General features: G+C 62.6%; 24 protein-coding genes. 4 read left to right on the top strand and 20 right to left on the bottom strand.

Going from position 1 to position 25,305, the window contains the following annotated elements:
• Nucleotides 1-10: 10 nt before the first annotated feature.
• From ABVV53_RS01540 to ABVV53_RS01495, 10 genes are all read right to left on the bottom strand, one after another.
• Nucleotides 11-682: a cytochrome b gene (locus tag ABVV53_RS01540; protein ID WP_353982555.1), complete on the bottom strand. Its 672-nt coding sequence runs from the start codon at nt 680-682 to the stop codon at nt 11-13.
• A complete protein-coding gene (locus ABVV53_RS01535) occupies nt 679-1,545 on the bottom strand; it encodes a cytochrome c oxidase assembly protein (protein WP_353982554.1) in 867 nt (288 codons plus the stop codon). The genes ABVV53_RS01540 and ABVV53_RS01535 overlap by 4 nt, the downstream gene beginning before the upstream one ends.
• Nucleotides 1,546-1,890: 345 nt before the next feature.
• Nucleotides 1,891-2,193: an alkylphosphonate utilization protein gene (locus tag ABVV53_RS01530; protein WP_353982553.1), complete on the bottom strand. Its 303-nt coding sequence runs from the start codon at nt 2,191-2,193 to the stop codon at nt 1,891-1,893.
• 77 nt (nt 2,194-2,270) lie between these two features.
• Nucleotides 2,271-2,759 carry a GDYXXLXY domain-containing protein gene (locus ABVV53_RS01525; RefSeq protein ID WP_353982552.1) on the bottom strand — a complete coding sequence of 163 codons (489 nt, stop codon included), beginning with the start codon at nt 2,757-2,759 and terminating at the stop codon, nt 2,271-2,273.
• On the bottom strand, nt 2,752-3,819 hold the full coding sequence (locus ABVV53_RS01520) for a DUF4401 domain-containing protein (RefSeq protein WP_353982551.1): 1,068 nt from the start codon (nt 3,817-3,819) through the stop codon (nt 2,752-2,754). The genes ABVV53_RS01525 and ABVV53_RS01520 overlap by 8 nt, the downstream gene beginning before the upstream one ends.
• Before the next feature lie 5 nt (nt 3,820-3,824).
• Nucleotides 3,825-4,730 (bottom strand): DUF2157 domain-containing protein, encoded by a 906-nt coding sequence (locus ABVV53_RS01515; RefSeq protein ID WP_353982550.1) that lies wholly within the window; start codon nt 4,728-4,730, stop codon nt 3,825-3,827.
• Nucleotides 4,731-4,949: 219 nt separating this feature from the next.
• Nucleotides 4,950-6,395 carry an aromatic ring-hydroxylating oxygenase subunit alpha gene (locus ABVV53_RS01510; RefSeq protein WP_353982549.1) on the bottom strand — a complete coding sequence of 482 codons (1,446 nt, stop codon included), beginning with the start codon at nt 6,393-6,395 and terminating at the stop codon, nt 4,950-4,952.
• Between the two features lie 29 nt (nt 6,396-6,424).
• Entirely contained in the window at nt 6,425-7,273 is an 849-nt protein-coding gene (locus ABVV53_RS01505) for a TauD/TfdA dioxygenase family protein (protein ID WP_353982548.1), read from the bottom strand.
• An 82-nt stretch (nt 7,274-7,355) separates the two neighbouring features.
• Nucleotides 7,356-8,762, bottom strand: a complete 1,407-nt coding sequence (locus ABVV53_RS01500) for an aromatic ring-hydroxylating oxygenase subunit alpha (RefSeq protein ID WP_353982547.1) — start codon at nt 8,760-8,762, stop codon at nt 7,356-7,358.
• 11 nt (nt 8,763-8,773) lie between these two features.
• Nucleotides 8,774-10,621 carry a flavin-containing monooxygenase gene (locus ABVV53_RS01495; RefSeq protein ID WP_353982546.1) on the bottom strand — a complete coding sequence of 616 codons (1,848 nt, stop codon included), beginning with the start codon at nt 10,619-10,621 and terminating at the stop codon, nt 8,774-8,776.
• Nucleotides 10,622-10,921: 300 nt separating this feature from the next.
• On the opposite strand from ABVV53_RS01495, the gene ABVV53_RS01490 reads away from it, so the two are divergent.
• The gene (locus ABVV53_RS01490) at nt 10,922-12,250 is read left to right on the top strand and encodes an amidohydrolase family protein (RefSeq protein WP_353982545.1); all 1,329 of its coding nucleotides are present in this window, start codon (nt 10,922-10,924) and stop codon (nt 12,248-12,250) included.
• Nucleotides 12,251-12,362: 112 nt separating this feature from the next.
• Here the strand turns inward: ABVV53_RS01490 and ABVV53_RS01485 are convergent, their stop codons facing one another.
• The 8 genes from ABVV53_RS01485 to cyoA form a co-directional block, all read right to left on the bottom strand.
• Nucleotides 12,363-13,034: an OmpW/AlkL family protein gene (locus ABVV53_RS01485; RefSeq protein ID WP_353982544.1), complete on the bottom strand. Its 672-nt coding sequence runs from the start codon at nt 13,032-13,034 to the stop codon at nt 12,363-12,365.
• A gap of 192 nt (nt 13,035-13,226) precedes the next feature.
• The gene (locus ABVV53_RS01480; RefSeq protein ID WP_353982543.1) at nt 13,227-13,763 is read right to left on the bottom strand and encodes a response regulator transcription factor; all 537 of its coding nucleotides are present in this window, start codon (nt 13,761-13,763) and stop codon (nt 13,227-13,229) included.
• On the bottom strand, nt 13,764-15,086 hold the full coding sequence (locus ABVV53_RS01475) for an ATP-binding protein (RefSeq protein WP_353982542.1): 1,323 nt from the start codon (nt 15,084-15,086) through the stop codon (nt 13,764-13,766). It lies immediately after the preceding gene.
• A complete protein-coding gene (locus tag ABVV53_RS01470; RefSeq protein ID WP_353982541.1) occupies nt 15,086-15,802 on the bottom strand; it encodes an SURF1 family protein in 717 nt (238 codons plus the stop codon). The genes ABVV53_RS01475 and ABVV53_RS01470 overlap by 1 nt, the downstream gene beginning before the upstream one ends.
• Nucleotides 15,799-16,203, bottom strand: a complete 405-nt coding sequence (gene cyoD / locus ABVV53_RS01465; RefSeq protein WP_353982540.1) for a cytochrome o ubiquinol oxidase subunit IV — start codon at nt 16,201-16,203, stop codon at nt 15,799-15,801. The genes ABVV53_RS01470 and cyoD overlap by 4 nt, the downstream gene beginning before the upstream one ends.
• Nucleotides 16,200-16,823 carry a cytochrome o ubiquinol oxidase subunit III gene (gene cyoC / locus ABVV53_RS01460; protein ID WP_419956732.1) on the bottom strand — a complete coding sequence of 208 codons (624 nt, stop codon included), beginning with the start codon at nt 16,821-16,823 and terminating at the stop codon, nt 16,200-16,202. Before cyoC ends, cyoD begins: the two co-directional genes overlap by 4 nt.
• A 12-nt stretch (nt 16,824-16,835) precedes the next feature.
• Nucleotides 16,836-18,836, bottom strand: a complete 2,001-nt coding sequence (cyoB, locus tag ABVV53_RS01455) for a cytochrome o ubiquinol oxidase subunit I (protein ID WP_353982538.1) — start codon at nt 18,834-18,836, stop codon at nt 16,836-16,838.
• Between the two features lie 20 nt (nt 18,837-18,856).
• Complete coding sequence (gene cyoA / locus ABVV53_RS01450) at nt 18,857-19,993, bottom strand: ubiquinol oxidase subunit II (RefSeq protein ID WP_353982537.1); 1,137 nt, start codon at nt 19,991-19,993, stop codon at nt 18,857-18,859.
• 153 nt (nt 19,994-20,146) lie between these two features.
• Here cyoA and ABVV53_RS01445 point away from each other — a divergent pair, with 153 nt between their 5' ends.
• Together ABVV53_RS01445 and ABVV53_RS01440 are read left to right on the top strand one after the other, a co-directional pair.
• Nucleotides 20,147-21,511, top strand: a complete 1,365-nt coding sequence (locus ABVV53_RS01445) for an MFS transporter (protein WP_353982536.1) — start codon at nt 20,147-20,149, stop codon at nt 21,509-21,511.
• Between the two features lie 323 nt (nt 21,512-21,834).
• Entirely contained in the window at nt 21,835-22,710 is an 876-nt protein-coding gene (locus tag ABVV53_RS01440) for an OmpA family protein (RefSeq protein WP_353982535.1), read from the top strand.
• A 71-nt stretch (nt 22,711-22,781) separates the two neighbouring features.
• On the opposite strand, the gene ABVV53_RS01435 is transcribed toward ABVV53_RS01440, so the two are convergent.
• Both ABVV53_RS01435 and pdxH read right to left on the bottom strand, forming a co-directional pair.
• Nucleotides 22,782-23,462 (bottom strand): glutathione S-transferase family protein, encoded by a 681-nt coding sequence (locus tag ABVV53_RS01435; protein WP_353982534.1) that lies wholly within the window; start codon nt 23,460-23,462, stop codon nt 22,782-22,784.
• A 52-nt stretch (nt 23,463-23,514) separates the two neighbouring features.
• Nucleotides 23,515-24,126, bottom strand: coding sequence for a pyridoxamine 5'-phosphate oxidase (gene pdxH / locus ABVV53_RS01430; protein WP_353982533.1), 612 nt, complete (start codon nt 24,124-24,126; stop codon nt 23,515-23,517).
• Between the two features lie 221 nt (nt 24,127-24,347).
• On the opposite strand from pdxH, the gene ABVV53_RS01425 reads away from it, so the two are divergent.
• Complete coding sequence (locus tag ABVV53_RS01425; protein ID WP_353982532.1) at nt 24,348-25,295, top strand: J domain-containing protein; 948 nt, start codon at nt 24,348-24,350, stop codon at nt 25,293-25,295.
• The last annotated feature ends 10 nt before the right edge of the window (nt 25,296-25,305 follow it).

Raw genomic sequence — 25,305 nt, 5'->3', positions numbered from 1 at the left:
ATGTTGAGAGTCAGCCAGCTTCTGACTCCTTCGGAAAGTCGGGCGCTTGGCGCTTATGCCTCTGCGTTGCCCGGTCGTCCTCCCAATCCGGAATCTCCGGCAGCATCCCGCGAAGGACATCGTGGCGGTCCCAGAAGTGGTGCTTCAGGGCCGCCCCTGCATGTGCCGGAATCAGCAAGAGCAGCAAAACGATAGAGCCGATGTGCACATCCTCGGCGAGATCGAGGATGATGAACTGCAGTTCCAACGACAGTTCGTCGAGCGGCATCTGCGGCCAGGGAACGATGCCGCCCAGATAAAGTGGACCAGGTGCCGCTATGGCGGACCACATGGCCCAACCGGACAGCGGGAGAGTGAAGAAGGTCACGTAGAACAGGAAAGCGGTTCCGTGAGCGATCTTCGTCTGAAGGCCCTGCGTATCGGCATCGTTGTAGGGATCATCAATCAGCATCCGCCACACGATCCGCCCCATCGCCAGCAGCAGGATGGGGAGCCCCGCGGCGCTGTGGATCTGATAGGCATGCACCTTCTCGCCGCCCGGCATCATCCAGTCGGTCCAGAACCCCCACCCGATCTGGAATAGGATCAAGCCCGCCATGACCCAGTGGAAGACAATGCCCACCGGCGTGTAGCGCCCTCGGTTGGTATAACTTCTGCCCCAAGCCTGCAGCCGCGCAATCATGCTGCGATCCGGCCTTCCTCATGTTTCAGGAAGCGGCTCATCACGAACAGCGCGGCTCCCAGATATAGCGCTGCGGAAGGAGCCCACATGATGAGTCCGGCGAGTTGCTGATCCTCCAGCGGGCTCATGTTCCAGGCGGCGGTCGTAAAGTAGTGCGGCTCGTAAAGCGGGACCCCTGCGAAGGTGATCAGCGCGCCCAGCAGGCCCATCAGCACGGTCGCGCCCAGCAGCGCCGCAATGGCAGCCGGACTGCTGGCACGGCGCACCGCCGCCCAGAACCCGGCCGCTGTTCCCAAAAGAGTGATTTGCATGCTCCAGTAGACAAGATCGCTGGAGAGAGCTGCTGCGTAGAAACCCGGTGCATGCCACAACCAGAACGTCAGCGTCTGAATGCCTGTCCAAACGGCGAGAGAGCCCGGCCAGCGCGTTCGCCAGGCTGGCAGCGCGGCAACGAGCGCAGGCGCGATCACTGCCGTAAGCAGGACGTGATGCGTCACCCGCGCAGAGAACAGGGCGGAAGTCAGCGCGCAGAACGGGGATACAAAGAGGATCACCGCCAGCGCGGCTGAACCGCAGAGGAACTGGCGCCCTCGCGAGTCGACCGACAGCCGCCATATCACCGCGAAAATGCCAGCCATTCCGATAAGGAGGAGGGGGTCGAAGTTCCAGCGGGCGAGGAGTTCGTCAGGCGTCGGACCTGCGCCGCAGTAAGGAACCCATAGGCGTGCTGCCGTCGTCGTCATCATGATTGAATGCTGCGCCGCCATTGCACTGGAGAAGTTGCTGGTGGGCTCCTGGTTGGTCGAGATCGCTTGCCATGCGACTGCAACCGCGTTGCCATTGTGCGGGATACTCGACGGCACCTGAGCGTGCTGGCGGTCACCACGGAAGAATGCGCCTCTCTTCTCGCTAAACAGGCTGTCTCAATCGGAAGTTCGCTCACGAACACGCCCCCTTAGCGGCATCGCCGCACTACCTGCCAGCATCCTGCTGCCATGATGCACCTGTTGCAGCAGCAGGCACAATCTCGCCATGGAAATTCAGGAACACATCAGCGCCAAGATTGCTGCAAAGCTTGCACGGCTTCTTTCAGGAAGTTGTTTTGCGCACACTCGCGCCAGCGAAAGGCTCCTCCATGTGGGGACCTTCGGCGTCGGTCAGTTCGAGAATCGCCTCGGCGGTCGGCACCTTCCGCCTGGGGCGTACCACTACCGTTTGCGGACGAACTCGGCTCGCAGCACCAAGCCTTTTATGCCCTCGTAGCGGCAGTCGATCTCCTGCGGATCGCCTGTCAGCCGGATGGATTTGATGAGCGTACCGCGTTTCAGCGTCTGCCCGGCGCCCTTAACCTCGAGATCTTTGATGAGCGTCACCTGGTCGCCGTCAGCCAGCAGATTGCCGACGGCATCGCGCACCTCTACCTGCCCGTCGAGCTGACGCTTGGCGGCCAACTCGGCTGCCGGCACCCACTCACCGCTGTCCTCGTCATAGACATAGTCGTCATCGGACATGCTTCTTCCTTCCCAATCACATGATTGGCAGCCCTTTACACCGCTCGCTGAGCCGAGAAAGCGCGATTGCGGCCGCCCTAGCTGGCGGGCTTCAACAATTCGAGATGCGGGCCGCGCAGACCGGTCAGGATCATTTCGCCATCTGCATCGACGCGAAACTCGCCAAAGCACGCCTCGTCGAGCGCCTTCGCCTGCCCTTCCTCAAAGAAGAAGGCATTGGTGGCGAATATTACCTCCCCGTGCCGGACGCGATACCGAAGCGCCACTTCGCCCGCACCCAGCGGCCGAGTATCGGCGAAGCGGCGAAACTGGCCGACGCCGCGCTCGTCAAGTGCGACAACAAGGCGCCCGCCGGCGACCTGCGATCCCGCGGCGCGAGACGCCTGATTAGCGGCAGCGAACCGCAGCCGCATATAGTCGCCCTGCATCAGCGAGCGCGGATCCACCGGGCTGAGCTCCAGTAGCACGACCCGACCATGCCTCAGAAGCCGCTCGCGCTCGTAGATGCCGTAGTTGACGAAAAGCAGGATCAGCAGTCCGACGGCGAGCGCAATCTGTTTACGCATGGTGCACCTCGTCCAGTTCGCCCGCCGTCCGGCGCAGGAACAGGAACGCGGCGAGAAGGCTGAGGCCCGTGACTGCGAGGATGCCGGACTTGAGGAGCAGCGTTGCGTGCAAGCTGTAGTAGAAATGGGCGGCGAAGCCGAGCAGGCCGAGGATGCCGATAGCCATCAACAACCGATTGCCCGCCGCGAAGCCGAGCAGGAGGATCAGCAGCGCCGCACCCAGGCCCGGCGCTATGAGGCACAGGCAGCCGACCAGCACCGCAGCCCCTGCTGTCAGCAGGAATCCCCGGCTGGTGAAGCGGAAGCCTTCGCGGGTTACCAGAAGGACAGTCACCCAGACCAGCACCGCACTCGTTAGTCCTCGACCGAGCAACGGGCCATGCTGCGCTATCCAGCCTGAGGCTGCGGCCCGGCCGAACAAGGCGTCCCAGCCGAACAGGCGGAATGTCTCCACCAGCATCAGCGCAAGCACCAGCCCATAGCCGACCGGTCGCCAGAGTCGACCGCCCCTCGCCCACCTCACCGGATCGAGCCAGACCAGCACCAGCGCCGCGCAGAACAGCGGAGTGGTGAGGCCGGGCAGTTCCAACTCATTGATCGCGAGCGCCAGCGCGATAGCGGCACCGCAAGCGGCCAGCAGGCGATGGAGGAATGCCGGCACAATGAGCACCAGCGCAGCCTCGACCAAAGCGAACGCGAAATAGAACGCCGGATCCTGCGGCCTGAAAACCTTTGCCAGCGCGACCGCTAGAAGCCCCTGCCCGGCCAGGCTGAGCGCAAGCGCGAACTGTTCGGCGAAGTCCTGTCCGGCGAAGGTGCGAAACAGCGCGAAGGCCGCCGCGCAACACAGGACGCCGGCGACTAGCGCGGAGGCGGCATCATCCACGATAGCGGTCAACGCGTTCGCGACGAAGCCGAGCAGAAACAGCGCGCCGATCCAGCCGGCGATGCCGAGCATCAGGCGGACGTACCAAGGCGAAACGCCCGCCTCAGGCTCGGGCTGAGCGCCCTTGACCAGGCCGGCGTCGCTCAGCTCGGTCCAGAGCTCCGCGGCGTTCATGCTGCCTACTCCCGCGCCACGGATTTAAGCCAGAGCGCGCCGGCAGCCGAAAGGCCGATCACTATCAGGCCGATGAACAGAAAGGCGACGCCGCCAGAATTTGGCAGGTGAAGCAACAGGAAGGCGGCGACCGCGACGATCAGGCTCAGCACGCCAATGGCCAGCATGAATAAGTCCGCTCGGACGCCGCGATACCAAGCGTAGATCGCCGTCAGCCAGCCCAGGTACGCGAACGTCGTGAGAACGGCACTGCCGCCGCTTCTCTCCACAATCGCCCACAAGATCAGCACCGTTGCGGAGCCAGCGCTCGCCATTGCGATCAGCCGCGCAGGCCAGCGTTCGCGCAGCCAGGCGAGCCCGGCGCGATGGGCGATCTCCCAACCGACCAGCGCCAGACCATTCAGCACGAACAAGGCCCACAACAGCGGCTCCTCGTCGCGACCGAGCACGAAGTACAGAAACACCGCAGTGTTGATCAGACCGAGCCAGACCAGCCACAGAGCTGCGAACCGCCCGATGAGCACCCACGGGAGGATGAGCGCGGCCCAATAGGCGAACAGTTCGAACGTGTCGGCGCCGGTCTGATAGATCTGTCCGGTCAAAGCCAGGAGCGCGCCTACCAGCAAGCTCCCCAAGGTGAGCGCAGCCTTGCCCGCACCCCCGTCCAGATCAAGCTGCCAGCAGGCGAGCAGAGCGACCAGGATCGCCGCTTCGGCCAGGCCAATCTTGACGAGGCGGCCAAGATCGTCCCAGTTGAACGCGAAGAAGAAGATCACCGCCGCGGCCAGGGCGAGCGTGCCCAGCCACAAGGCGATCTGCTCGAGAAACTTCCGCCACTGTGCGGGCTTAGGGATGATCCCGGCAGCCCGCAGCACCGCGAGTTCGCGACCGGGCATGACCCTCCGGGACATGACCCAACTCAGAACCTCGTCTTGAAGCTGGCCCATCTGCTCCCCCGCCCGCGCCCGGTATGGATAGCGAATCCATTTTCCTTGCGCCATAAATTCCGCTGCCGACACGGAGCATTGGCGCCAAGACCACGAAGGCGGAGTGCCTAGGCGATCAGCTCACCCCGAACCGGTCATGCGCGGCCTCAGCTTCGCTTTTCCGAGATTCAACGTTCGCGCTTCTTACAGCCCGTGTTTCTTCTCCAGTTCCAGGTCAAGGATCGCCCCATCAAAGTTTCCGCCAAGCTTCTGGTTGGCGTTTGAAAGGAGCGCTGCCGGCGCACCGGCGATGTAGCCATCGATCAGGCGCTGGTAGTTGCTGATCAGCCCTTCGCGCTCCTTGCACAGCCGCAAGTTTTCCAAGCCTTCAGAGTGCAGGCCTTTCTGCTGGATAGGTATATTGGAATAGTCCTGCCGCGGGATCATCGGGAAATCCTGGCTGTCGAATGGCAGGACGGTGGGTTCGCGCTGCAGTTCCGGCTCCTCGCCCTCCGGGTAGTGCGTCAGCGACCACAGTTCGAAAAGGCAGGACTCCGGGCCAAGCGGACGGATGCGGTATGCCGACATGCTCGTAAAGTAGGTGAGCAGGAAGGTATTGGGAAACAAGAATTCAACCGCTTCCACCGGCTGCTCCACCATCACTTTGGCAAGGTCCGGCACATCCTCGCCCCGCGCGCGCAGAGTGTCTGTGATGGCCTGACAGACGCGGCCGTACCAAGCCATTATCGCAACTTGCGGATCCTCGGGCAGGTCATGGGTGGGAACGGCGCGCGCGATTTCGATTTCCTTGCGCTGCACCAGTCCGGCCATGCCGTCGCTGAGCAATTCCATGGTCTGCAGCGCTTCTGCGATGTTCTCGCTCACACTGAGATTGGGATTGATCGTCGGCCCCAGCCCGCCGGTCTCATTACCATAGCGGCCGTTATAGAGGCTGGGCTGCGCGTGCTGGAGTTGCGGGTGCGTCTTCATCACGTGGTAGCCTTCCATGAAGGCCTCCATCGCCACCTTCCAGTTGGCGGGCAGCACTGTCGCGAACCACCACTGCGCGCGCATCTTGCTCATGCCGCGCGCTTCCAAGCGGTCGAGCACCGGTCCCAGGCTATCGCGCAGTGAGGGCGCATCTGGATCGTGGTTGATGAAGGCGCACCCGCCCCAAGTCTCGACCCGGACCGAGCGGAGCGCGAGGTCGTCCTTGTTCAACAGCTCTTCGTCGAACAAGTGGCGACCGTAAACGAAGGTGCAGTCGCCATCCATGTTCCAGCGCCAGCCGTGGAACGGGCAGATGAACCCGCTCTTGGCGCAGTTGCCGTGCGCGCTCTTGCCTTCAGCGTTGCCCTCCCCGCCCGCAATCGGCACGCCGCGATGCCGACAGTGGTTCTGGTAAGCCTTCACCTCGTCGCGAGTGCGCACGACGATGACTGATTTGCCCAGGTTCGAGTACTCGATCCAGTCGCCCACCTCCGGAATCTGCTCGAGCCGGCAAGCCATTTGCCACACGTGCGGCCACATCCGCTCGCCCTCCAGGCGATAGAAGTCCTCGTCGTAGTAGCGCCCGGCGGGGATCAGCGCGGGGTTCTCGATCCGCAGCGGGTTGTGCGCGTGCAGCTCGATCGGGTCCATTTCGGCCATGAGCCGGTCCTCTCTGCGTATGGGAGTCTTCAGGCGAAAGGTTCGTCACCCTGCAGGATCGTGCGATGGAGCAGGCGTCCGCAGTCGGGATCGTAGGGCATCGCGCGGTGGAGCGTGCCGGTGTTGTCCCACATCACGGAGTCTCCGACCTCCCACTCGTGCGAGTAGTGGTACGGCTCGCTGGTGGCGACCTCGCGCAGACCATGGAGGATGCATGCACTTTCCTCTGGCTCCAGACCGATGACATATTGCGCGGTGTTGCCGAGCACGAGCGACTTGCGGCCTGACTTGTGCTTCCACACCAGTGGCAGCTCACGCTTGCCCTGCCCGCGTGTCTGCCAGTCGCTGAGTTGCTTCAGCGTCGGCTCGGGCGTGTGGTAAAGCTGCGAGGCCCACATCGTATGCACCACCCGCAGCCCCTCGATGCGCGCCTTCGTCTCCTCCGGCAGGTCGTCGTAGGCAGCGTAGCAGTTGGCAAACTCGGTGTTGCCGCCCCAGGTCGGGAGAACCTTGCTCGTGAGGATCGAGCCCCGAACCGGCACGTCGTTCATGGTGCCGTCGATGTGCCAGAACAGGGAGCCCTTCAGGTACTCGACCGCCTCCTGGTTGATGCGGCGATCAAGTGAAATGGGGAACACCGCCTTGTTCTGATAGCCAATCTCGGTGGCATTGCCGCCCAGCGCATTCGTGAAGGCGATTTGCTCATCGTCGGTAAAGTGCAGCTGCTTGAAGACCAGCACCCCGCGCTGCTCCAGCAGCTCGTTGATCGCGCCGGTCAGTTCGCCGCTGAGCAGTTCTTCCTTGGTGTTGAGAATACAGCTGCCGATCATTGGCTTGATCTGTTCTGCCTTGAGGCGGCTGAGGGTCGTCGTTGCCATCTGGCTCTCTCCTGTCGATTGATGCGAGTGTGACTGCGTGGCGCACGCGCCGCTTTGATCCGGCGCAAAGACTAAGGAGCAATCAGTCCAGCGGTCGCGGGGCGCCAATACCCATGTACTTGGCGAGGCCGCGGTGCAGGTTGGTGACCTTGCGCTCCTGCCAAGGGTTAGGCAGGTTGCCCCGAAAGCCGCGTGACTTCAGCCCTCGCTGCACCTCAATCATGTTCGAGATGTCCTGTGCGATCACATGAGGCCAGGCGGTGAGATCCTGGTCGGCGAAGACCCACTCGGTCTTGGGTTCTTCCCCGGGCGGGAAGCGATCAAGGGCGATCGCCTCGTAGATGCACTTGTCCGGGTCAGAGCCATAGGGCCGAACACGATAATAGAGCGCGAAAGTCGGACCGGGCAGGATGTTCATATTCGGGAACACCGACAGTGCGAGACCCGCTTGGCTCATCTGCTCGTCGCTGATCTCGGGCCAGATCACACCGCGCGCCGCATCGTCGGCCTTTGCTGCCATGATCCAGTGATGATGCACCTGTTGGGGCGGTGTACCCTCGGGTAATTCGTCCACCAGGCGCTGGGCGGCCTGGACCAGCGTCTCGGTCGTACTGGCTCCGATCGTGTCCCAGAACTCCTGTTGCATGCGCGCGATGTTGACGCGGGCGTCCTTGCCCTTCGGCGCGCGGTGCACCGTGGTCCTGTCCGCCGAACCCTCGGCAGTGTGATCCTTGGTATCGTATCCATCGTGGCCGTGGAGACCGAGCGTGCGCGACCAGGCGTAAAAATCGCCGTACTTGGTCAGCTGCGGATGCGTGCCGGCAACGTGGTAAGGCTCCAGGAAGGCTTCGAGGGCGACCTTCCAGTTGCAGTCGAACACCCCCCACTGACGAAAGCGGTAGCGCATCTTTTCGAACTCGAACGGGTCGAGCAGGGAGGCGACAGGCTCGAGGTAGTCCCGCAGGGGCCGGGCACCGGGGTCCATGTTGATCCAGATCCATCCGCCCCAGGTATCCACCTGCACGGGCGTGAGGCTGGTCCTCTCCTCGTTGAGCGCACCCTGCCAGTCATCCTTGTCGAGGATGTGGGTCGCCTTGCCGTCCAGATCAAAGGTCCAGGCATGATAGGCGCAAGTGAAGGCACCCTGGCGTCCGCAGGCGCTGTGCTCCCCCTTGCTCTGCGGCAGCACGCCCTGCCCGCCGCCCGCGTTGTTGCCGACAAGGCGCCGCGCGCGATGCGGGCAGACGTTGTGGTAGGCCTTGATCGTGTCCGGCCCAGTCCGCACGATGAGTATGGAGTCGTGCGCGATGTTGTAGGTGATGTAGCTGCCCACTTCGGCAAGCTCCTCCACCCGTCCGGCGTGCTGCCATACCTTGGACCACAAACGATCGGCCTCAGCCTCGGCATAGTCGCGGCTGATGTAAGCTTCGGCCGGGAAGGTCAGCGGTTCGGACAAGTCGGCGGAGACGATCTTTTCTGGCTTGTTCATGGTGCGCCTCCTCAGGCCTCGACCGGCTCGCGGGTGAGTTCCAGCCCATCCAGCGTGCCGGCATCGCGCCAGCGCTCCAGCATGGCTTCGAAGTCGTAGAAGCCCGGCCCCCAGGGTTCGCCAAAGATGTGGCGCTTGTGAGCCTGATCGCCCTCATTGTTGAAGTAGCTGGGCGTGCATTCGTTGACGAAGTCGGAGTTGTCGACCGCCACCGACCGCAACTTGGCGAGGTAGGCGTCCTGTGCCTCCTTCGTGGGCTCCACCGTGACCGCCCCGCGCTTCAGCGCCTCGCTCGCGATATACCCGATGTGGCGCCCTTGCGCGATGAAGGTGGCACTGTTGGTCGCGTTGACTCCGGCTTGTGTAAAGCCCGTGAAGAACAGGTTGGGGAAGCCGTTCGCCATCATGCCCTGGAACGTCTTGAAGCCATCTGCCCAGTAGTCGTAGATCGACAGGCCATTGCGGCCGGTGACCGGATCGATGGCCCAGCGCCGGTGCAGCTCATTGGTCACCTCGTAGCCGCTGGCGAAGATCATGCAGTCGATCTCGTACTCACGACCGTTGGCGACAAAGCCCTTCTCGGTCATGCGCTCGACGCCTTGTGTTGCGGCGACGTCCACCAGTTCGACATTAGGGCGGTTGAAGGTCGCATAATAATCGTCGTTGGAGCACGGCCGCTTGCACAGGAAGCGATACCAGGGCTTGAGCGCCTCAGCCGTCGCCGGATCCTCCACGATCTCCTCGCAGCGTCGGCGCAGGCGCTCCATCACGCGGTAGTCCATGACTTCGCGGCGACGCATGTACTCCTCCAACGAGACGTCAGGCCACCCTTCAGCCTCGAGTTCGGCAGAGAGGTTGCGGCTGATCTCGGTCCAGATGTCCTGGATCAGGTCCGGCTCGCCGGGGGCAAGCCGCTCCATCGCGGCGTGGTGGAAGTTGCGGATGCGGTCCTGCTGCCAGCCCGGCTTGAGCGACTTGAACCATTCCACGTCCGTGGGCTTGTTGGCGCGCAAGTCGACGCTCGAAGGCGTACGCTGGATGACGTAGAGTTGGCCGGCGTGGCGCCCCACGTGCGGCACCACCTGGATGGCGGTGGCACCAGTGCCGATGACAGCGACCTTCTTGTCGGCGAGCTTGTCCAGCACAGGAGCTTTCCATTCGCCGCCAGTGTATTCGTAGTCCCAACGGGCAGTATGGAAGAGCTTGCCCTTGAAATCCTTGATGCCGGGAATGCCGGGCAGCTTGGGCTTGTTGAGCGGACCGTTGGCGATCACGACGAAGCGCGCCTTGATGTCGTCGCCTCGATTGGTGGTGACGTGCCAGCGATTGAGCGTCTCATCCCAGCTCAGCCCACGCACGAGAGTGTGGAACAAGGCATTTTCGTATAGCCCGAAGGTCTCGGCGATTGTGCGGCAGTGTTGCTGGATCTCGAAGCCGTCGGTGAACTTCTTGGAAGGCATCGTGCCCGTCTCTTCGAGCAGCGGCATGTAGCAGTACGCATCGTTATCGCACTGGATGCCGGGATAGCGGTTCCAGTACCAGGTGCCGCCGAAATCGCCGGCATGGTCAACAATGAAGAAGTCGTCGATGCCAGCCTGCTTGAGGCCATGCGCCACCATCATCCCGCAGAAACCGCCGCCGAGCACCACCACGTCAGTCTCACCGGCGATCGGCTCGCGCGGGGCGACCGGCATGTACGGGTCACGCTCGTAAAGGTCCGCCCACTCGCCGCTCGTCTCGATGTACTGCTCGTTGGCCTCTTTGCGGATGCGGCGGTCCCGCTCGGCGCGATAGCGTGCGCGTACCGCCTCGAAATCGATCTCGCTTGCGGGCGGGCAGTCGGTCGGCTGGCAGATCACAAGGCCTCTCCTAATCAACAGAGTTGTTGATTAGGCTCTATCACTCCTGCCGAGCGCTGCTTTGATCGAGATCAATGTGTGCCGAACGCGTATCGCCGAATGAAGACCTCGGTTGCACCCGCGTCTGGACACGACTTCCAGCGCCGCCCGCAACCGCTCTTCCCGACTAACATAGGCGGCCACTCGCAAGGTGGCCGCCTCCTTTTTGTTCAACGGCCAAGCACCAATTGATCTCGATCAATGTCGCGCCACCGACAACAGAGACACCGTGCGGTATCGATAATACACGGAGAGTTGCGCATGCACATGAACGACATGGTGGTCATAAGCACCGACGATCACATCTGCGAGCCGCCTACCTTGTTCGACAATCAACTGTCGGGCGACCTGCTGGCCACTGCCCCCAAGCTGAAGACCGACAAGCAAGGCAAAAACTTCTGGGAGTACCAGGGCTATATTCGCCCTTCTGTCGGCCTCAACGCCGTCGTCGGCCGTCCCTTCGAGGAGTACGGCATGGAACCCACCTCGCTGGACCAGCTGCGGGACGGCTGCTGGGACGTCCACAAGCGCATCGAGGACATGGACGTGAACGGGATCGCCGCCTCGATGTGCTTTGGCAACTCGATCGGCTTCGACGGGCAGACTTTCCATAAGGCGCCAGACAAGTCGCTCTCTCTTCGCCACATGCAAGCCTACAACGACTGGCACTATGACGAGTGGTGCATGGCTTATCCCGGCCGCTTCATACCGCTTGCAATCTTGCCGACGTGGGATGTCGACGCGACCGTGCAGGAGATACACCGCTGCGCCCGCAAGGGGTTCCGCGTGGTCTCCATGAACGAGAACCCGACCGCGCAGTCCCTTCCAAGCATCCACAACGACTATTGGAATCCGGTGTTCAAGGCGCTGATGGACAACGACATGACCATCGCGCTGCACATCGGCAGCGGCAATCCGGCGCCTCATGCCTCCATGGAAACGCCGATCGAGGCCTGGATCTCGACCATGCCGCTGTCGGTCGCGCAGGGCGTCGCCGACTGGCTGCAACTGGAAGAGCTGCATCAATATCCAGACATGCGCATCATCGTCGCTGAGGGTTCGATCGGTTGGGTGCCCTACCTCATGGAGCGGGCAGATTTCTCGAACTGGCGGCACAAGGCCTGGACCCGCTCCAGGTTCCAGGACATCAAGCCGAGCGAGCTGATGAAGCGCCACTTCGCACACTGCTTCTTGTGGGACCCGTACGGCCTGAAGAACTTGTCCGAAGTGGGAGAGGACAACGTCACTTACGAAGTCGACTACCCGCATTCCGACGCGCTCTGGCCCGACGCGGCCGAGCTGCTGTGGCAGCAAGTGCAGGGACTCACCGACGCCCAGATCAACAAGATCACTCACCTCAACGCTATCCGCTGGCTGCGCCACGACGCGCTGTTCAAGTACAATCGGCGCGAGGATATGACAGTCGGCGCCTGTCACGCACGCGCCGCTGCAAGGAACGTCGACACTAGCCCCAAGTCCTCCGGCGGTTCGGCCCCAACGACGGAGACGCGGCCCGTCACCTCGGGCGACGTCATGCAGATGTTCAAGGCGCACGCAGAGAAGCGCGCCAAGGAGGTCGAAGCCGCCTGAGCGGCATGCCGCACTGTCGCGCCGGATCGCCCGGCGCGGCAGTTCACGAAGGTGGAGCAGCGAAAAAGGCCGGCGGGATCACCGCCGGCCTTTTGCTTGCCCAAAAGGCGGATCAGAAGCGGAAGTAGGCGCCGCCGCTCACGACCCAGGGATCGAGCGAGTGCTTGGTTTCGAGTGCCTCCACGCCCGACGCTGTGTAGAAATGTGCGGTCGTGTTCATGAAGTACTTCTTGGCATCAAACGTGACACCAATGCCCTTATCACTCACCGGCACGTCGGCGCCGGCCTGCAGTGCGAGACCCAACTCGTTGCTCATCTTCACCCGCGTCGCCCCGAGCGCGCGAGCGGTGGCACCGGGCTTCTCGTCAAAGATGATGAACAGGCTCGGGCCGACGCCCACATATGGCCGCACCGGCCCAAGGTTGACGTGGTACTTGAGCGTGAGAGTGGCCGGCAGGATCAAGACATGGTCTACAATGTCCGTTCCGGCAAGCGGCCCCGCCCCGTTGACGTGGTGCTGCGTGAAGCAACAGATCGTCTCCACGGAGACGGCGGGCGTTGCATAATACTCGATGGCAAGAGTGGGCACGACATTGTCGTTGGCCTTGGTCTGGCTGCCGGCCGGGATGCCGACCAGGTTTTTCTTCAAGTCGTCGATCTTGCCATCGGGCAGCACGCCAGTGGCGAGCACTTTCACCTGCAGTCGGCCATCGGCATTCGTCGCAAAGGCCGGGGTGGCTGCCGCCGCGGCGAGCGCCGCGGTCAGGTACAGAACGTTTCGCATAGTCCCTCATCCGTCGCCGCAGTGCCCGCACGGCGCGGGCCAGGATTGTTGCAGCGTCGAGGACGGCCTTGCTCTGCTTCGAGCGCGCGCGCTTTGATCGCGCGCAAGTTCGCTTAACCTGTGAGCATTCCCCATCCGTGCCGGCCGGGAATTCCATGGCGCTGTTGGACCCAGTGCTGCGGCGAGAGCGATTCAGCGCAGTTGCCGCTTCTCCAGTTTACGCGCAAGCGTCCGCCTGTGCATTCCCAAGCGTCGGGCGGTTTCGGAGATGTTGAAGCCGGTGTCCGCCAGCGCCTCATTGATCCGTTCCCACTCAAGAGTTTTGAGTGAGGTCGGCTGCGCGGTGATTGGCGCTTCGACATTGCCATTGGCCTTGGCAAAGGCCGCCTCGATGTCGTCCGTGTTAGACGGCTTGGGCAGATAGTGAGAGGCCCCCAGCTTGATCGCCTCTACCGCCGTCGCGATGCTGGCATAACCGGTGAGGACGACGATCCGCATGCCGGGATCCATTTCATGCAGCGCCTGGACGCACACCAGGCCGGACGTGACGCCAAGCTTCAGGTCCACCACGGCTCGATTGGGGCGCTCCGTCTTCAGCAGCTCATAGAGCTGTTCCGGCGTGCCAACCACATGCACCTGATAGCCCCGACGCTCGAACGATCGCGCCAGCGTGCGGGCAAACGTGGCATCATCCTCGACGATGACGAGGCGTCGGTCCTCGACCTGCATTCACCTCTCCTCCGAAGCTGGCGAGTTGACGATGGGAAGTGTCAGCCGCACCTCGGCACCACCGCCCAGCCGGTTCGAAGCCTCAAGCTTTCCACCCAGCCGACGCGCAACGGTTCCTGCAAGAAAAAGACCGACGCCGTGCCCGGCATTCTTGGTCGTCTGATTCAGCGCGCCGATGCGCTCAAGCTGCTGCGGCGAAAAGCCGATGCCACGATCCGCGATGGTCACCATAAGGAATTCGTCGTCGATCACCTCCCCAAGGAGGAGCACTCCGGCAGGTGACGCTTCCGCGGCATTGTCCAGCAAACTCCAGATTGCCTGGCGCAGTGCTGGCTCGGCGGCTACGGCCGGCGTGCCGGTCCAATCGAAGCTGTGCTTGAGCGGTACGCTGGGATGCACAATCCGCCACTCAGCCGCGATGCTCTCCAGCAAGGCTTCTGCCGACGCCGAGCCCATCGCCTCCCCGCGTGAACGGCCAGCCGAGTGCAGGATGTTGGAGACGATCTGCTTGCACCGGCCAAGTTCGGCCTGGGCCTCCTCCAGCTCCTCGGCAAATTGCTTGTCGCCCAGGATCACGGGATGACGCTGCCAATCCGCGATCAGCACTGCCAGCGTCGAGAGCGGCGTGCCCAGTTCATGCGCTGCGCCGCTGGCGAACAGGCCCATGCGAACGATGCCGTCTTCCTCTACAGCCCGCTGTCCAAGTTCTGCGGCGTACGCATCGCGCGCGCGCAGATTGCGGGTGATACGGGTGCTGAACAGGACCAGGAGCACGGCAACCATGACGAAGCTGATCCAAGATCCGCTCATCAGCAAAACGGTCGCATCGTCCGAGAACTCAGCCGGAAAAACGAGGGGACGGTAATGAATGCTCAGGAAAGCCGTGCACACGCATGATGACGCCACCAGCAGCCAGGCGAGCGGTGCCTGCAACAGGATGGCCCCGAGTACGACCTGCACCAGATAGAGAGAAATGAACGGATTGGTGGCGCCGCCGCTCAGGTAGAGCTGAGCAGTCAGAGCCGCCATGTCGAGGAGCAGCGCCAACACAAGCTCGCCCGACACGATCCAGGACCGCCGAACCCGCAGCCTGAACAGGAAGTTCGCGAAGGCCAGCAGCCCCACGATCGCGATCATCGGGGCCAGCGGTAGTTCCACCCTGAGCAGGAAGTGCACCGCCAGGATCGCGATCAATTGGCCAATCACAGCGAGCCAGCGCAGCTGGATGAGCTGTCGCATGTTCTCGATTGAAGCTTGCCTGGCCGATACGTCGGGGAACCTGCTGAAGGGCCTTCGGGTAAGCGCAAGGAGTGGTGCGTCCATCACCGACGCTTTTGCGCCGGAAGCAGGAGCAAGACCAGTCCTGTGATCGAAAGAGCGGCGAGACCGAACCAGGTCAGGGCATAGATCAGGTGGGTATTGCGGAACTGAACCACGGTTAGCCCGCCGCGCGGATAGCCCATTGCGCTGCCGGTCGCCTCCGCATCGACGAAGAACGGCGCGACGTTGGTCAGACCTCGGGCTCGCGCGATCGCCGGAACGTCGCGAGAGAACCAGCGCTCTTCCGCCGGCCGGTTCGGCCGCAGGATTCGGCCATCCGGCTCCGACAGGCGGAGGAGCCCGGTGATCGTTACCTCAGCCGCCTCTTGCCCGGCGGCCGAGTTGGACTGCGCCTTCCAGTCATGAGGTACGAACCCGCGGTTGATCAGGACGATGCCTTGCGCGGTGCGCAGCGGCGTGACCAGCCATGCGCCTGGGCCAAGCTCGGTCAGGGCATCGACCAAAGTCGCGCGGTCATGAAGCAGAGTGCCGGTTACGCGCACCCAGCGATATTCTACATCCGCCGGGCTCAGGGACGCCCATGTTCCGGGTTCGGGCGGCGCTACCGGCGGTGCATGGATGCGGGCCTCTACCCGCTCGATCAGATCGAGCTTCCAGGCCCGCCGTTCCAGCTGCCATACGCCCAGTCCTGAAAACAGAACGCTGGCAAGCAGGCATAAGCCCAGGAGGAAGGCGCGCTTGCCTCCCCCCGGGATCACGGCATCGTCGCCGCTTGTCCCGTCATCATGCCCGGCATCATGTTCGTGTTGAGGTGATACATGATCCACAGCGAACCCGCGATGATGATCAGCAGGATCACGGCGGTGAACACGAAAGCCACCAGCGTCCACCCGCCTTCCGCCTGGGTGTTCACGTGCAGGAAGCAGATGGTGTGAACCACGACCTGTGCCACCGCGAACGCGATCACGGCGGCCGATGTCCAGGTCGAATTGCCCAGCACATCGCTCATGACGAGCCAGAACGGGATGGCCGTCAATACAGCCGACAGCGCAAAACCGATCAGGTAGCTGCGCATGGAGCCGTGCCCATGCGTATCACCGTGCGCGTGCAATTCGCCATCGAGATTGGCGCCGTGGGAAGCGGTAGAAGTCGAACTCATCGCACCATTCCAAGCAGATAAACGAAGGAGAAGACGCCGATCCAGATCACATCCAGGAAGTGCCAGAACATGCTCAGGCACTGAAGGCGGCGCTTGTTCTCAAGGTGCAGACCACGCTGATTGAGCTGAACCAGCATCACGCCAATCCAGATGATGCCGACGGTGACATGGAGACCGTGGGTCCCGACCAGCGTGAAGAATGCGGAAAGGAAGCCGCTGCGCTGGGGGGTTGCGCCTTCGGCGATCAGTTCAGCGAACTCGTACAGTTCGACTCCGACGAAACTCAGGCCGAGCAGGCCGGTGACCAGCAGCCACCCTTGCACTGCGCGCAGCCCCCCCCGCTCCATCGCCAACATGGCGAAGCCATAGGTGATTGAGGAGAAAAGCAGAATGGCGGTGTTGAGCGCGACCAATCGCAGGTTGAAAATCTCGTGAGGCGCCGGGCCTCCGGCGTAGCTGCTGCTCAGCACGCCAAAGGTTGCGAACAGGGCCGCGAAGATGAGCGCGTCGCTCATCAGGTAGATCCAGAAGCCCAGCAGCGTCGGACTGCCGTGGCCATGATCGTCCTGCTCGACCACGTAGAAGGTCGAGGGGTCCACGGGGCTGTTGTCTTGTGCCATCGTCGTCATCGCTCAGGCTCCCGCCGCCAACGCAGCGTCATGGCTGCGTTCCTCGCGCTCCACGTCCGCCGCGTCGATGTAGTAGTCGCGGTTGTAGTTGAAGGTATGCGCGATGGTGACGACCACCAGCCCAAGGAAGCTGAGTACTGCCAGCCACCACATGTACCATACCATCGCGAAACCCAGCACCGTGGCCAGCGCCGAAAGGATCAGGCCCGCGCCTGTGTTCCGGGGCATATGGATCGGCAGGTAGCCACCTTCCGGACGGCGATGCCCGCGGCTCTTCATGTCGTACCAGGCGTCCAGATCGTGCACGACCGGAGTGAACGCGAAGTTGTACGCGGGCGGCGGCGAAGAAGTGGCCCATTCCAGCGTACGCCCGTCCCAGGGATCGCCAGTGGTGTCGCGAAGCTGGTCGCGCTTCACGTAGCCCATCACGATGCTCATCACGAACCCGAGGATACCCACCAGGATGATCAGCGCGCCGATGCCGGCAAGCACAAACCAGATCTGCATAGACGGATCATCGAAGTGACGCACACGCCGGGTCGTGCCCATCAGGCCGACGACGTAGATCGGCGTCCACGCGACCCAGTAGCCGATCACCCAGCCCCAGAAGCCCACCTTACCCCACCAAGGATCGAGGTGGAAACCGAACGCTTTGGGGAACCAGTAGATGATGCCTGCGAAGAGGCCGAACACCACGCCGCCAATGATCACGTTATGGAAGTGAGCGACAAGAAACAGTGAGTTGTGGAGCACGAAGTCGGCGGGAGGAACGGCCAGCAGAACACCCGTCATGCCGCCGACCACGAACGTGAGCATGAACGCGACCACCCACATCATCGGCAAGTCGAAGCGAATCGAACCCCGGTACATCGTGAACAGCCAGTTGAAGATCTTCGCCCCGGTCGGGATAGAGATCACCATCGTCGCGATGCCGAAGAAGCTGTTGACGCTCGCACCCGAACCCATCGTGAAGAAGTGGTGCAGCCAGACCAGATAGCTCAGGATCGTGATAACGACGGTGGCATAGACCATCGACGTGTAGCCGAAGAGCCGCTTGCCGCTGAAGGTGGAGGTGATCTCGGAATAGATGCCGAAGGCTGGGAGGACCAGAACGTACACCTCTGGGTGGCCCCAGATCCATACCAGGTTCCAGTACAGCATCGGGTTGCCGCCGAGGTCGTTGGTGAAGAAGTTGGTCCCCACGTAACGATCCATCATCAACAGTGCGAAAGCGCCCGTGAGTACCGGGAAGATCGCGATGGCCAGAACGTTGCTGCACAGCGCCGTCCAGCAGAACACCGGCATTTTCATCATCGTCATGCCGGGGGCACGCATCTTGATGATGGTGACAACCATGTTGATGGCGGAAAGCGTGGTGCCAACGCCGGCTATCTGGAGGGCCCAAAGATAATAGTCAGGCCCGGTTCCGGGGCTGTTTTCCAAGTTGGTGACCGGCACATAATTGAGCCAGCCGCCGGTCGAGAACTCACCCACGAACAGCGAGATCATCACCAGTACCGCGCCGGCCACGGTCATCCAGAAGCTGAAGTTGTTAAGGAACGGGAAGGCCACGTCACGCGCGCCGATCTGCAGCGGCATGACGTAGTTGATGAGGCCGACCACCAGGGGGATCGCCACGAAGAAGATCATGATCGTGCCATGGGCGCTGAAGACCTGATCGTAGTGGTGAGCCGGCAGGAAGCCGTCATTGCCAGCAAAAGCGATGGCCTGCTGAGCACGCATCATCAAAGCGTCGGCAAAACCGCGCAACAGCATGATGATGCCTAGAATTATGTACATGATGCCGATCTTCTTGTGATCGACACTCGTGAACCACTCACGCCACAGCCAGCCCCATAATCCGAACTTGAAGACGGCGGCCACGATAGCGGCGCCCAGCAGGACCACGACGATGAAAGTGCCTAGAATGATCGGCTCGTGGAGCGGGAAGGATTCCCAACTCAAGCGGCCGAAGATCGTTGCGGCAAGGGACTGATCGAACACGTTCATCTGCTCCGAGTGGGCTAGATTTTGGGCTTGGCGGGCGCGCGCGAGCCGGCTTCAGGCGTATCGCCGAGGTCTCTGTCGTGCTCCGCCTCCGGCGAAATGACCCCGGGCTGCGAAACTGTCGTTCCAGGCACCGGACGCGCGCCGGTCTTGCGCGACGGATCGATCAGGTGGCCCTCTCGATCATCGCTCTGAGGCAGCGTCTCGCCGCGCGGCGTCATCGTGTGACCACCACTCTGGCCGTGACGCATCAGTTCGCTCATGCAAGGCTTGCCGGGCTCGACGCACCGCTCGACCACGCGCTGGAACAGATCGCCGTTCACACCGGCAAAGTGCATCGCGGGGACGCGTTCGCTCGGCTGGGCGAGGCGCTGGTACGAGGAAGTATCGAGCACCCGTCCGCTCTGTTTGACCTGGCGCACCCATTGCTGGAATCGGGCATCCGCGACGCCATGCAGGCGGAACCGCATGTCGCTAAAACCAGCGCCGCTGTAATTGGCGGAGAAACCTTCGGACACCACCGGACGATCGAGCACGGCGTGCAGAGTGCTCTGCATTCCGGGCATGGCATAGATCATGCCCGCCATCGTGGGTGCATAAAAGGTGTTCATCATGTTGCTGGACGTGATGTCAAACCGAACCTCGCGGTTGACCGGCAGCACCAGCTCGTTGACCGTGGCGATGCCCTGTTCCGGATAGATGAACAGCCATTTCCAGTCGAGCGCCACGACCTGCACCCGCAGAGGCGCCTCAGCAGGAGCGGTAGCCTCCTGCCCCACCCCGACCCGGTCCAGTGGACGGAACGGATCGAGCAAGTGCGTGCTCGACCATGTCAGTGCTCCCAGCATGATGATGATCAGCAGCGGCGCCGACCAGATCACCAGCTCCAGCGTTGTCGAGTGGTCAAACTCAGGATCGTACGTGCCGCCCTTCCCCTTTCGGTACCGCCAGGCGAACACCACGATCAGGATCATCACCGGCACGATGATCACGAGCATCAGGCCGGTCGAGATGTAGATGATATCGCGCTGTTGACGCGCGACGTCGCCAGCGGGGTCCAGCACCGCCTGATTACAGGCGGCAAGGAGACCAAGCAGAGGAAGCGTCGCCAACGTTCGCAGGCGGCGGACCGAGGAGAAGGATTGCTGCACCATGGCGGCGCTCATAGGCGAGCACCGACGTTCTTCGACATTGGACATTTTGTCCAATCCCGAAGCAGCAGCAGTTGCGGTTAAAGGAGCAGCTGTCCTTCGTGCTCGCACGTGCTTGGGACGTTGTGTAACCCGCGTTGCTAGAGAGTATTGCGCATGACTGCCCCTGCTACCGCGTCGAGCTCGACGCCTCTTGAACGCGATGCCCGGTTGGTAAACGCACGCCACGGCAGCATCGCGCCAGGAGATATCGCGATCGGCGTGATCATCGGCCGTATGGGCGAGTTCTTCGACTTTTTCGTCTATGCCATCGCGTCGGTGCTGGTATTTCCGGCCTTGGTCTTCCCTTACGTCGACGCGCTGACCGGTACGCTTTACTCCTTCGCGCTGTTCTCGGTCGCCTTCGTGGGCCGCCCAATCGGCACTCTTCTTTTCATGGCCATTGACCAGCGGCATGGCCGCGGCGTCAAGCTGACCATAGCCATGTTCCTGCTCGGCGGATCGACCATGGCGATCGCGCTGCTGCCGGGGTACGCTCAGGTGGGCATGGCCAGTGCGTGGATTCTCGGCTTCTTCCGGCTTTGCCAGGGCATCGCGCTGGGCGGAGCATGGGACGGGTTGCCTTCGTTGCTATCGTTGAACGCGCCGGAGGATCGCCGGGGATGGTACGTGATGATCCCGCAGCTCGGCGCCCCGCTCGGCTTGCTGCTGGCCAGCGGTCTGTTTGCCTACTTCCTGGGACTGCTCAACAGCGACGATTTCCTCAGCTGGGGCTGGCGTTATCCTTTCTTCGTGGCGCTCGCGATCAACGTCGTCGCCCTGTTCGCACGGCTCCGTCTGGTGGCGACGCCCGAGTTCGAGCGGTTGTTCGAAAGCCGGGAACTGCAGCCCTCCCCGCCGTTCCGCACCCTCGTGAGCGAATGGCGCACGATCGTGCTGGGTGCGTTCGCGCCGCTTGCCAGCTTCGCACTGTTCCACCTCGTCACCGTGTTCCCGCTGTCCTGGGTAGGGCTCTATACCGAAGGCGATCCGGTCTACTTCCTCGTGCTCGAAGCTGCCGGCGCCGTAGTCTTCATCATGGCCCTGCTCGCATCCGGCTTCGTTGCTGACCGCGTGGGACGCCGTGCCGTTCTGGGCGTGTCGGCGGCGCTGATCGGGGCTTACAGCGGCTTTGCTCCCCAACTCCTCGACGCCGGCCCGTTCGGTGAGGCCATGTACATGATCGGCGGATTTGTGCTGCTCGGTCTCGCCTTCGGGCAGTCCTCAGGCGTGGTGAACAACAACTTCTCGCCCATGAACCGCTATACTGGCGCGGCGATCGTCGCCAACTCGGCCTGGTTCATCGGCGCCGGCTTTGCGCCGCTGGTGGCCTTGTTGCTTGCCAGCCGGCTTGGGCTGTGGTCCGTCGGCCTGTACCTGCTCTCCGGCGTGATCTGCACCTTGGCTACCCTGGCCATCAACAAGGACTGGGCAAAACGCGTATCGCCTTCAACAGGAGTAAACGCAGCTCAAGGTCGCTAATTTCTTCCGCCGAAGCAAAGCAACCGATAGGCCGCTGACCACACGGGGTGCTGCACAGCATCCCGTTGATGAACATCCGTTTACCGCACGGGGCGCTCCGATTACCGGCACAAGTTGAACAGCCGCGCTGCATGTTCATGTGCCCGCAATGTCATCCTGAACACGCCAGCAGTCCCAAATGTTCAGGTGCAGCTACATGCCGCACATCTCAATTAAACTGGCTGGGAGGGGTCCTGATAGCTGGGCACGCGAGCAGTGGGCAACCGCTGGACAAGAAGCCGTGACCAAATGCCCCGACCTGTCGAGTTCGAAGGAGTAGCGCAATGAGTGTCATTTCCAAAAGCCCGAGAGTTCTCCTGATGCTTGCCATGCTGGCGGGGTCGGCCTCCGGCAGCTTGGCTGCACAGCAGCCAGACCCGATGGAAACTGGTGTTACAGGATCGGTGACCGACACATCACCGCCCGTTGCCACCACGAAAGGACCCGAGATCGAAGGCATCATCTCCGCGCGGAGTGGTGACAGAATGCAAGTCACGACGGCCGACGGTACAAAGACCGTGATCACCATCAACGATGCCACCCGGATCAAGGCGAGCGGAGGGTTCCTGGGCCTGAATCGCGATACGCTGGCTGCCACATCGCTGCTGAACGGCCTGCCGGTTGAGGTGAAGACCTTGCAGGCGGGCGGCGAACTGATCGCCAGCGACATTGACCTGAAGAACAAGGATCTCAAGACCGCTACGATGATCCACAACGGCACTGACCAGCGCTTTGCCGAGCAGACTGCTGCCACCGAAGCGCTGCGCGGACGCATGGCGGACATCGACCAGTACAACATCAAAAGCACGACGGACGTGAACTTCGATACTGGCAAGGCCGTTCTGTCCGAGCAGGCAAAGGCGGAGCTTTGCGCCGCCGCAACCGCAGCCGAGGCGATGGACAACGCCCTGCTTCTTGTCGTCGGTTATACCGATTCCACCGGAAGCGAGGAGTTCAACCAGGAGCTCAGCGAGAAGCGCGCAGGACGCGTCGTGAACTATCTTCAGCAGGCCTGTCGCTGGAAGCCTTACCGCATGCTCACGCCCACCGGGATGGCCGAAGCCGACCCTGCTGCAAGCAACGATACGGCCGAAGGCAAGGCACAGAACCGTCGCGTCACGGTGAATGTCCTCGTCAGCAAGGGCCTCGACGGACTGTGAGATACACGGGGGTGGGATCGCCCACCCCCTTGATTGCTGGACAGGTAAGCGCGGGATAGCCGCGCTCAACCTCAATCGAGCATGGGCGTCATGCCAGGTTCCGCTTTGGCCATCGCGCGCCGGTAAGCTTCGCGCTCGCCGATCCGCTTCAGGTAAGCGTGGGTGTTCGGCATTCCCGCGAGCGGTTCTTTGCTGAACGCTCGCGTCGTCGTCAGCGAGTAGACCATCATGATGTCGGCAAGAGTGAGAGACTGCCCGCCAAAATAGGGATGATCGCCCAAGCGGGCTTCGATCAATTCGCGGCTACGCTGAACGCGCTCCTGCACGAACGGCACGTCGGAGGGGTTCCGGCCGACAAAACCCAGCGCCAGCGCCATCATCTTGGTGGTCATGAACGTCGCGTTGGACCAGTGAAACCAGAACAGGTGATCCGCAAAGCCCGGTTCATCCGGAGCAGGCGCGAGCCGCCCATCGCCATAGCGCACATTGATGTATTCGCAGATGGCGGCACTTTCGCCGAGCACGACATCCCCGTCAGTGATGACGGGTGCAATCCCCATGGGGTGCAGCGCCTTGTACGCGTCGGGCGCCAGACGGTTGTCGGCGCGTCGGTCGTAACGCTTGAGCCCGTATTCGAGCTCCAACTCTTCGCAGAGCCAGACGATACGTTCGGACTGGGAAACGCCCAGATGATGGACTGTTAGCAGCTTCGCCTCCTGAAGTGATCCATGGGGATTCGCATCCCCTTGCAACCCTACTGCGCATGCACCGGCGTGAGCAGGAAATCTGCCGACCTGCCCTGGCTCAGGGGTATAGAAGCGTGCTTGACCACGTGCCGTCCGGCCCGCGTTCGAAGCGTCGGCGTTCGTGCAGGCGGTGCTGACGGTCCATCCAGAATTCGATAGCGCGGGGCGTCAGGCGAAAACCTGTCCAGTGCGCGGGCCGTTCGATCTCGCCATCGCCGAAGCGCTCACGGGCTGCCTCGAAGCGCGCGACGAATGTCTCACGCGTGTCCATTGCCGCGGACTGGTCCGAGGCTACTGCACCGAACTGCGAATCACGGGCGCGGGAATGGAAGTAGGCGTCGGCCGTCGCGGCATCGACTTCGCTGACGGAGCCTTCGATGCGAATCTGGCGGCGCAGGCTTTTCCAATGAAACAGCAGCGCCGCATGAGGATTGGCCAGCAACTCGCCACCCTTGCGACTGCGCGCATTGGTGTAGAATACGAAGCCATCCGGTCCGTGATCCTTGAGCAGCACCATCCGTACCGAGGGCAGCCCGTCCGACGTGGCGGTGGCAAGCGCCATGGCGTTCGAATCATTGAGTTCGAACTCACGCGCCTCGGCGTACCACTGCTCGAACAAGCCGAAGGGATCGCCCTCGGGGATGATGTCGTCGGAAATCTCCGTGTTCATAAAAGTCCTCTTATGGCTTGCCGGGTTGCCGCAGTTGCCGGTGTCCAGACAGCGAAAAGGCGCCGGGATCTCATGCCGTCGCGGCAATCGAGCCGGGCAGCTTTGCAAGAGAAGCCCGACCGTTCACCCGCACGACGGTACCGATACGACTGCATGTAGGAAAGTGCACGTGAACGCCACGCTTGTCGGACGGCTCGCGCCACCCTAGCTATGTCGCCGATATGGCAGCAGACCCTTATTCCACTCTCGGCGTTCCGCGCAGTGCAAGCGAGAAGGAGATCAAATCCGCCTATCGCAAGCTCGCGAAGGAACTTCATCCCGACGCCAACAAGGACAACCCGAAAGCGGCGGAGCGTTTCAGCGTCGTGACCGGCGCTTATGACCTGCTATCCGATAAGGACAAGCGGGCCCGCTTCGACCGCGGCGAGATCGACGGAGACGGCAACCCGACAATGAGCGGGTATGGCGGCGGCTTCGGCGGGCAGCGCGGCTTCGGCGGCGGCGGCGGTCAAGGTGGGTTCGAAGGCTTCTCCAGCGAGGGCGTCGACCTTGGCGACTTGTTCGGAGACATCTTCGGCAGCAGGGGTGGGCCTGGCGCAGGCCGTGGCGGCGATCCGTTCGGCGGCGGGCGCCAGCGGCGGGCTGCGCCGCGCGGTGCGAATGTCTCGTATCGGCTGGCGGTGTCGCTGCCCGATGCGGCCACTCTCAGCCCGCAGCGCATAACCCTGGGCGATGGCAAGACCATCGACCTCAAGCTGCCTCCTGGCCTTGAAGACGGCACGCAGATGCGGCTTTCCGGCAAGGGAGAGCCGGGGCCGGGTGGCGCCGGGGACGCGATCGTGACCATCCATGTCCAGCCGCATCCTTGCTTCAAGCGCGACGGTGACGATGTACGCCTCGATCTCCCGATCACGCTGGACGAAGCAGTCAATGGCGCGAAGGTGCGCGCTCCCACTGCCACCGGTGCGGTGATGCTTTCGGTGCCGCCGGGCAGCAGCTCCGGCAAGGTCCTGCGCCTCAAGGGCAAGGGATTCACGCGCAAGGATGGAAGCCGCGGGGACCAGCTCATCACTCTGGAAATCGTCCTGCCCGAAAACGACGCCGACCTCGCGACACGCCTGGAGGGCTGGCGCGACGCGCGCGACGTGCGTGCCCGTCTGGGCGCGTGATCGTGCCCTC

The sequence above is a fragment of the Novosphingobium kalidii genome (assembly GCF_040534015.1).
Lineage (GTDB): Bacteria > Pseudomonadota > Alphaproteobacteria > Sphingomonadales > Sphingomonadaceae > Novosphingobium > Novosphingobium kalidii.
Note: the sequence above shows the minus strand (reverse complement) of the source record. Positions and strands in the feature narration are given on the sequence as shown.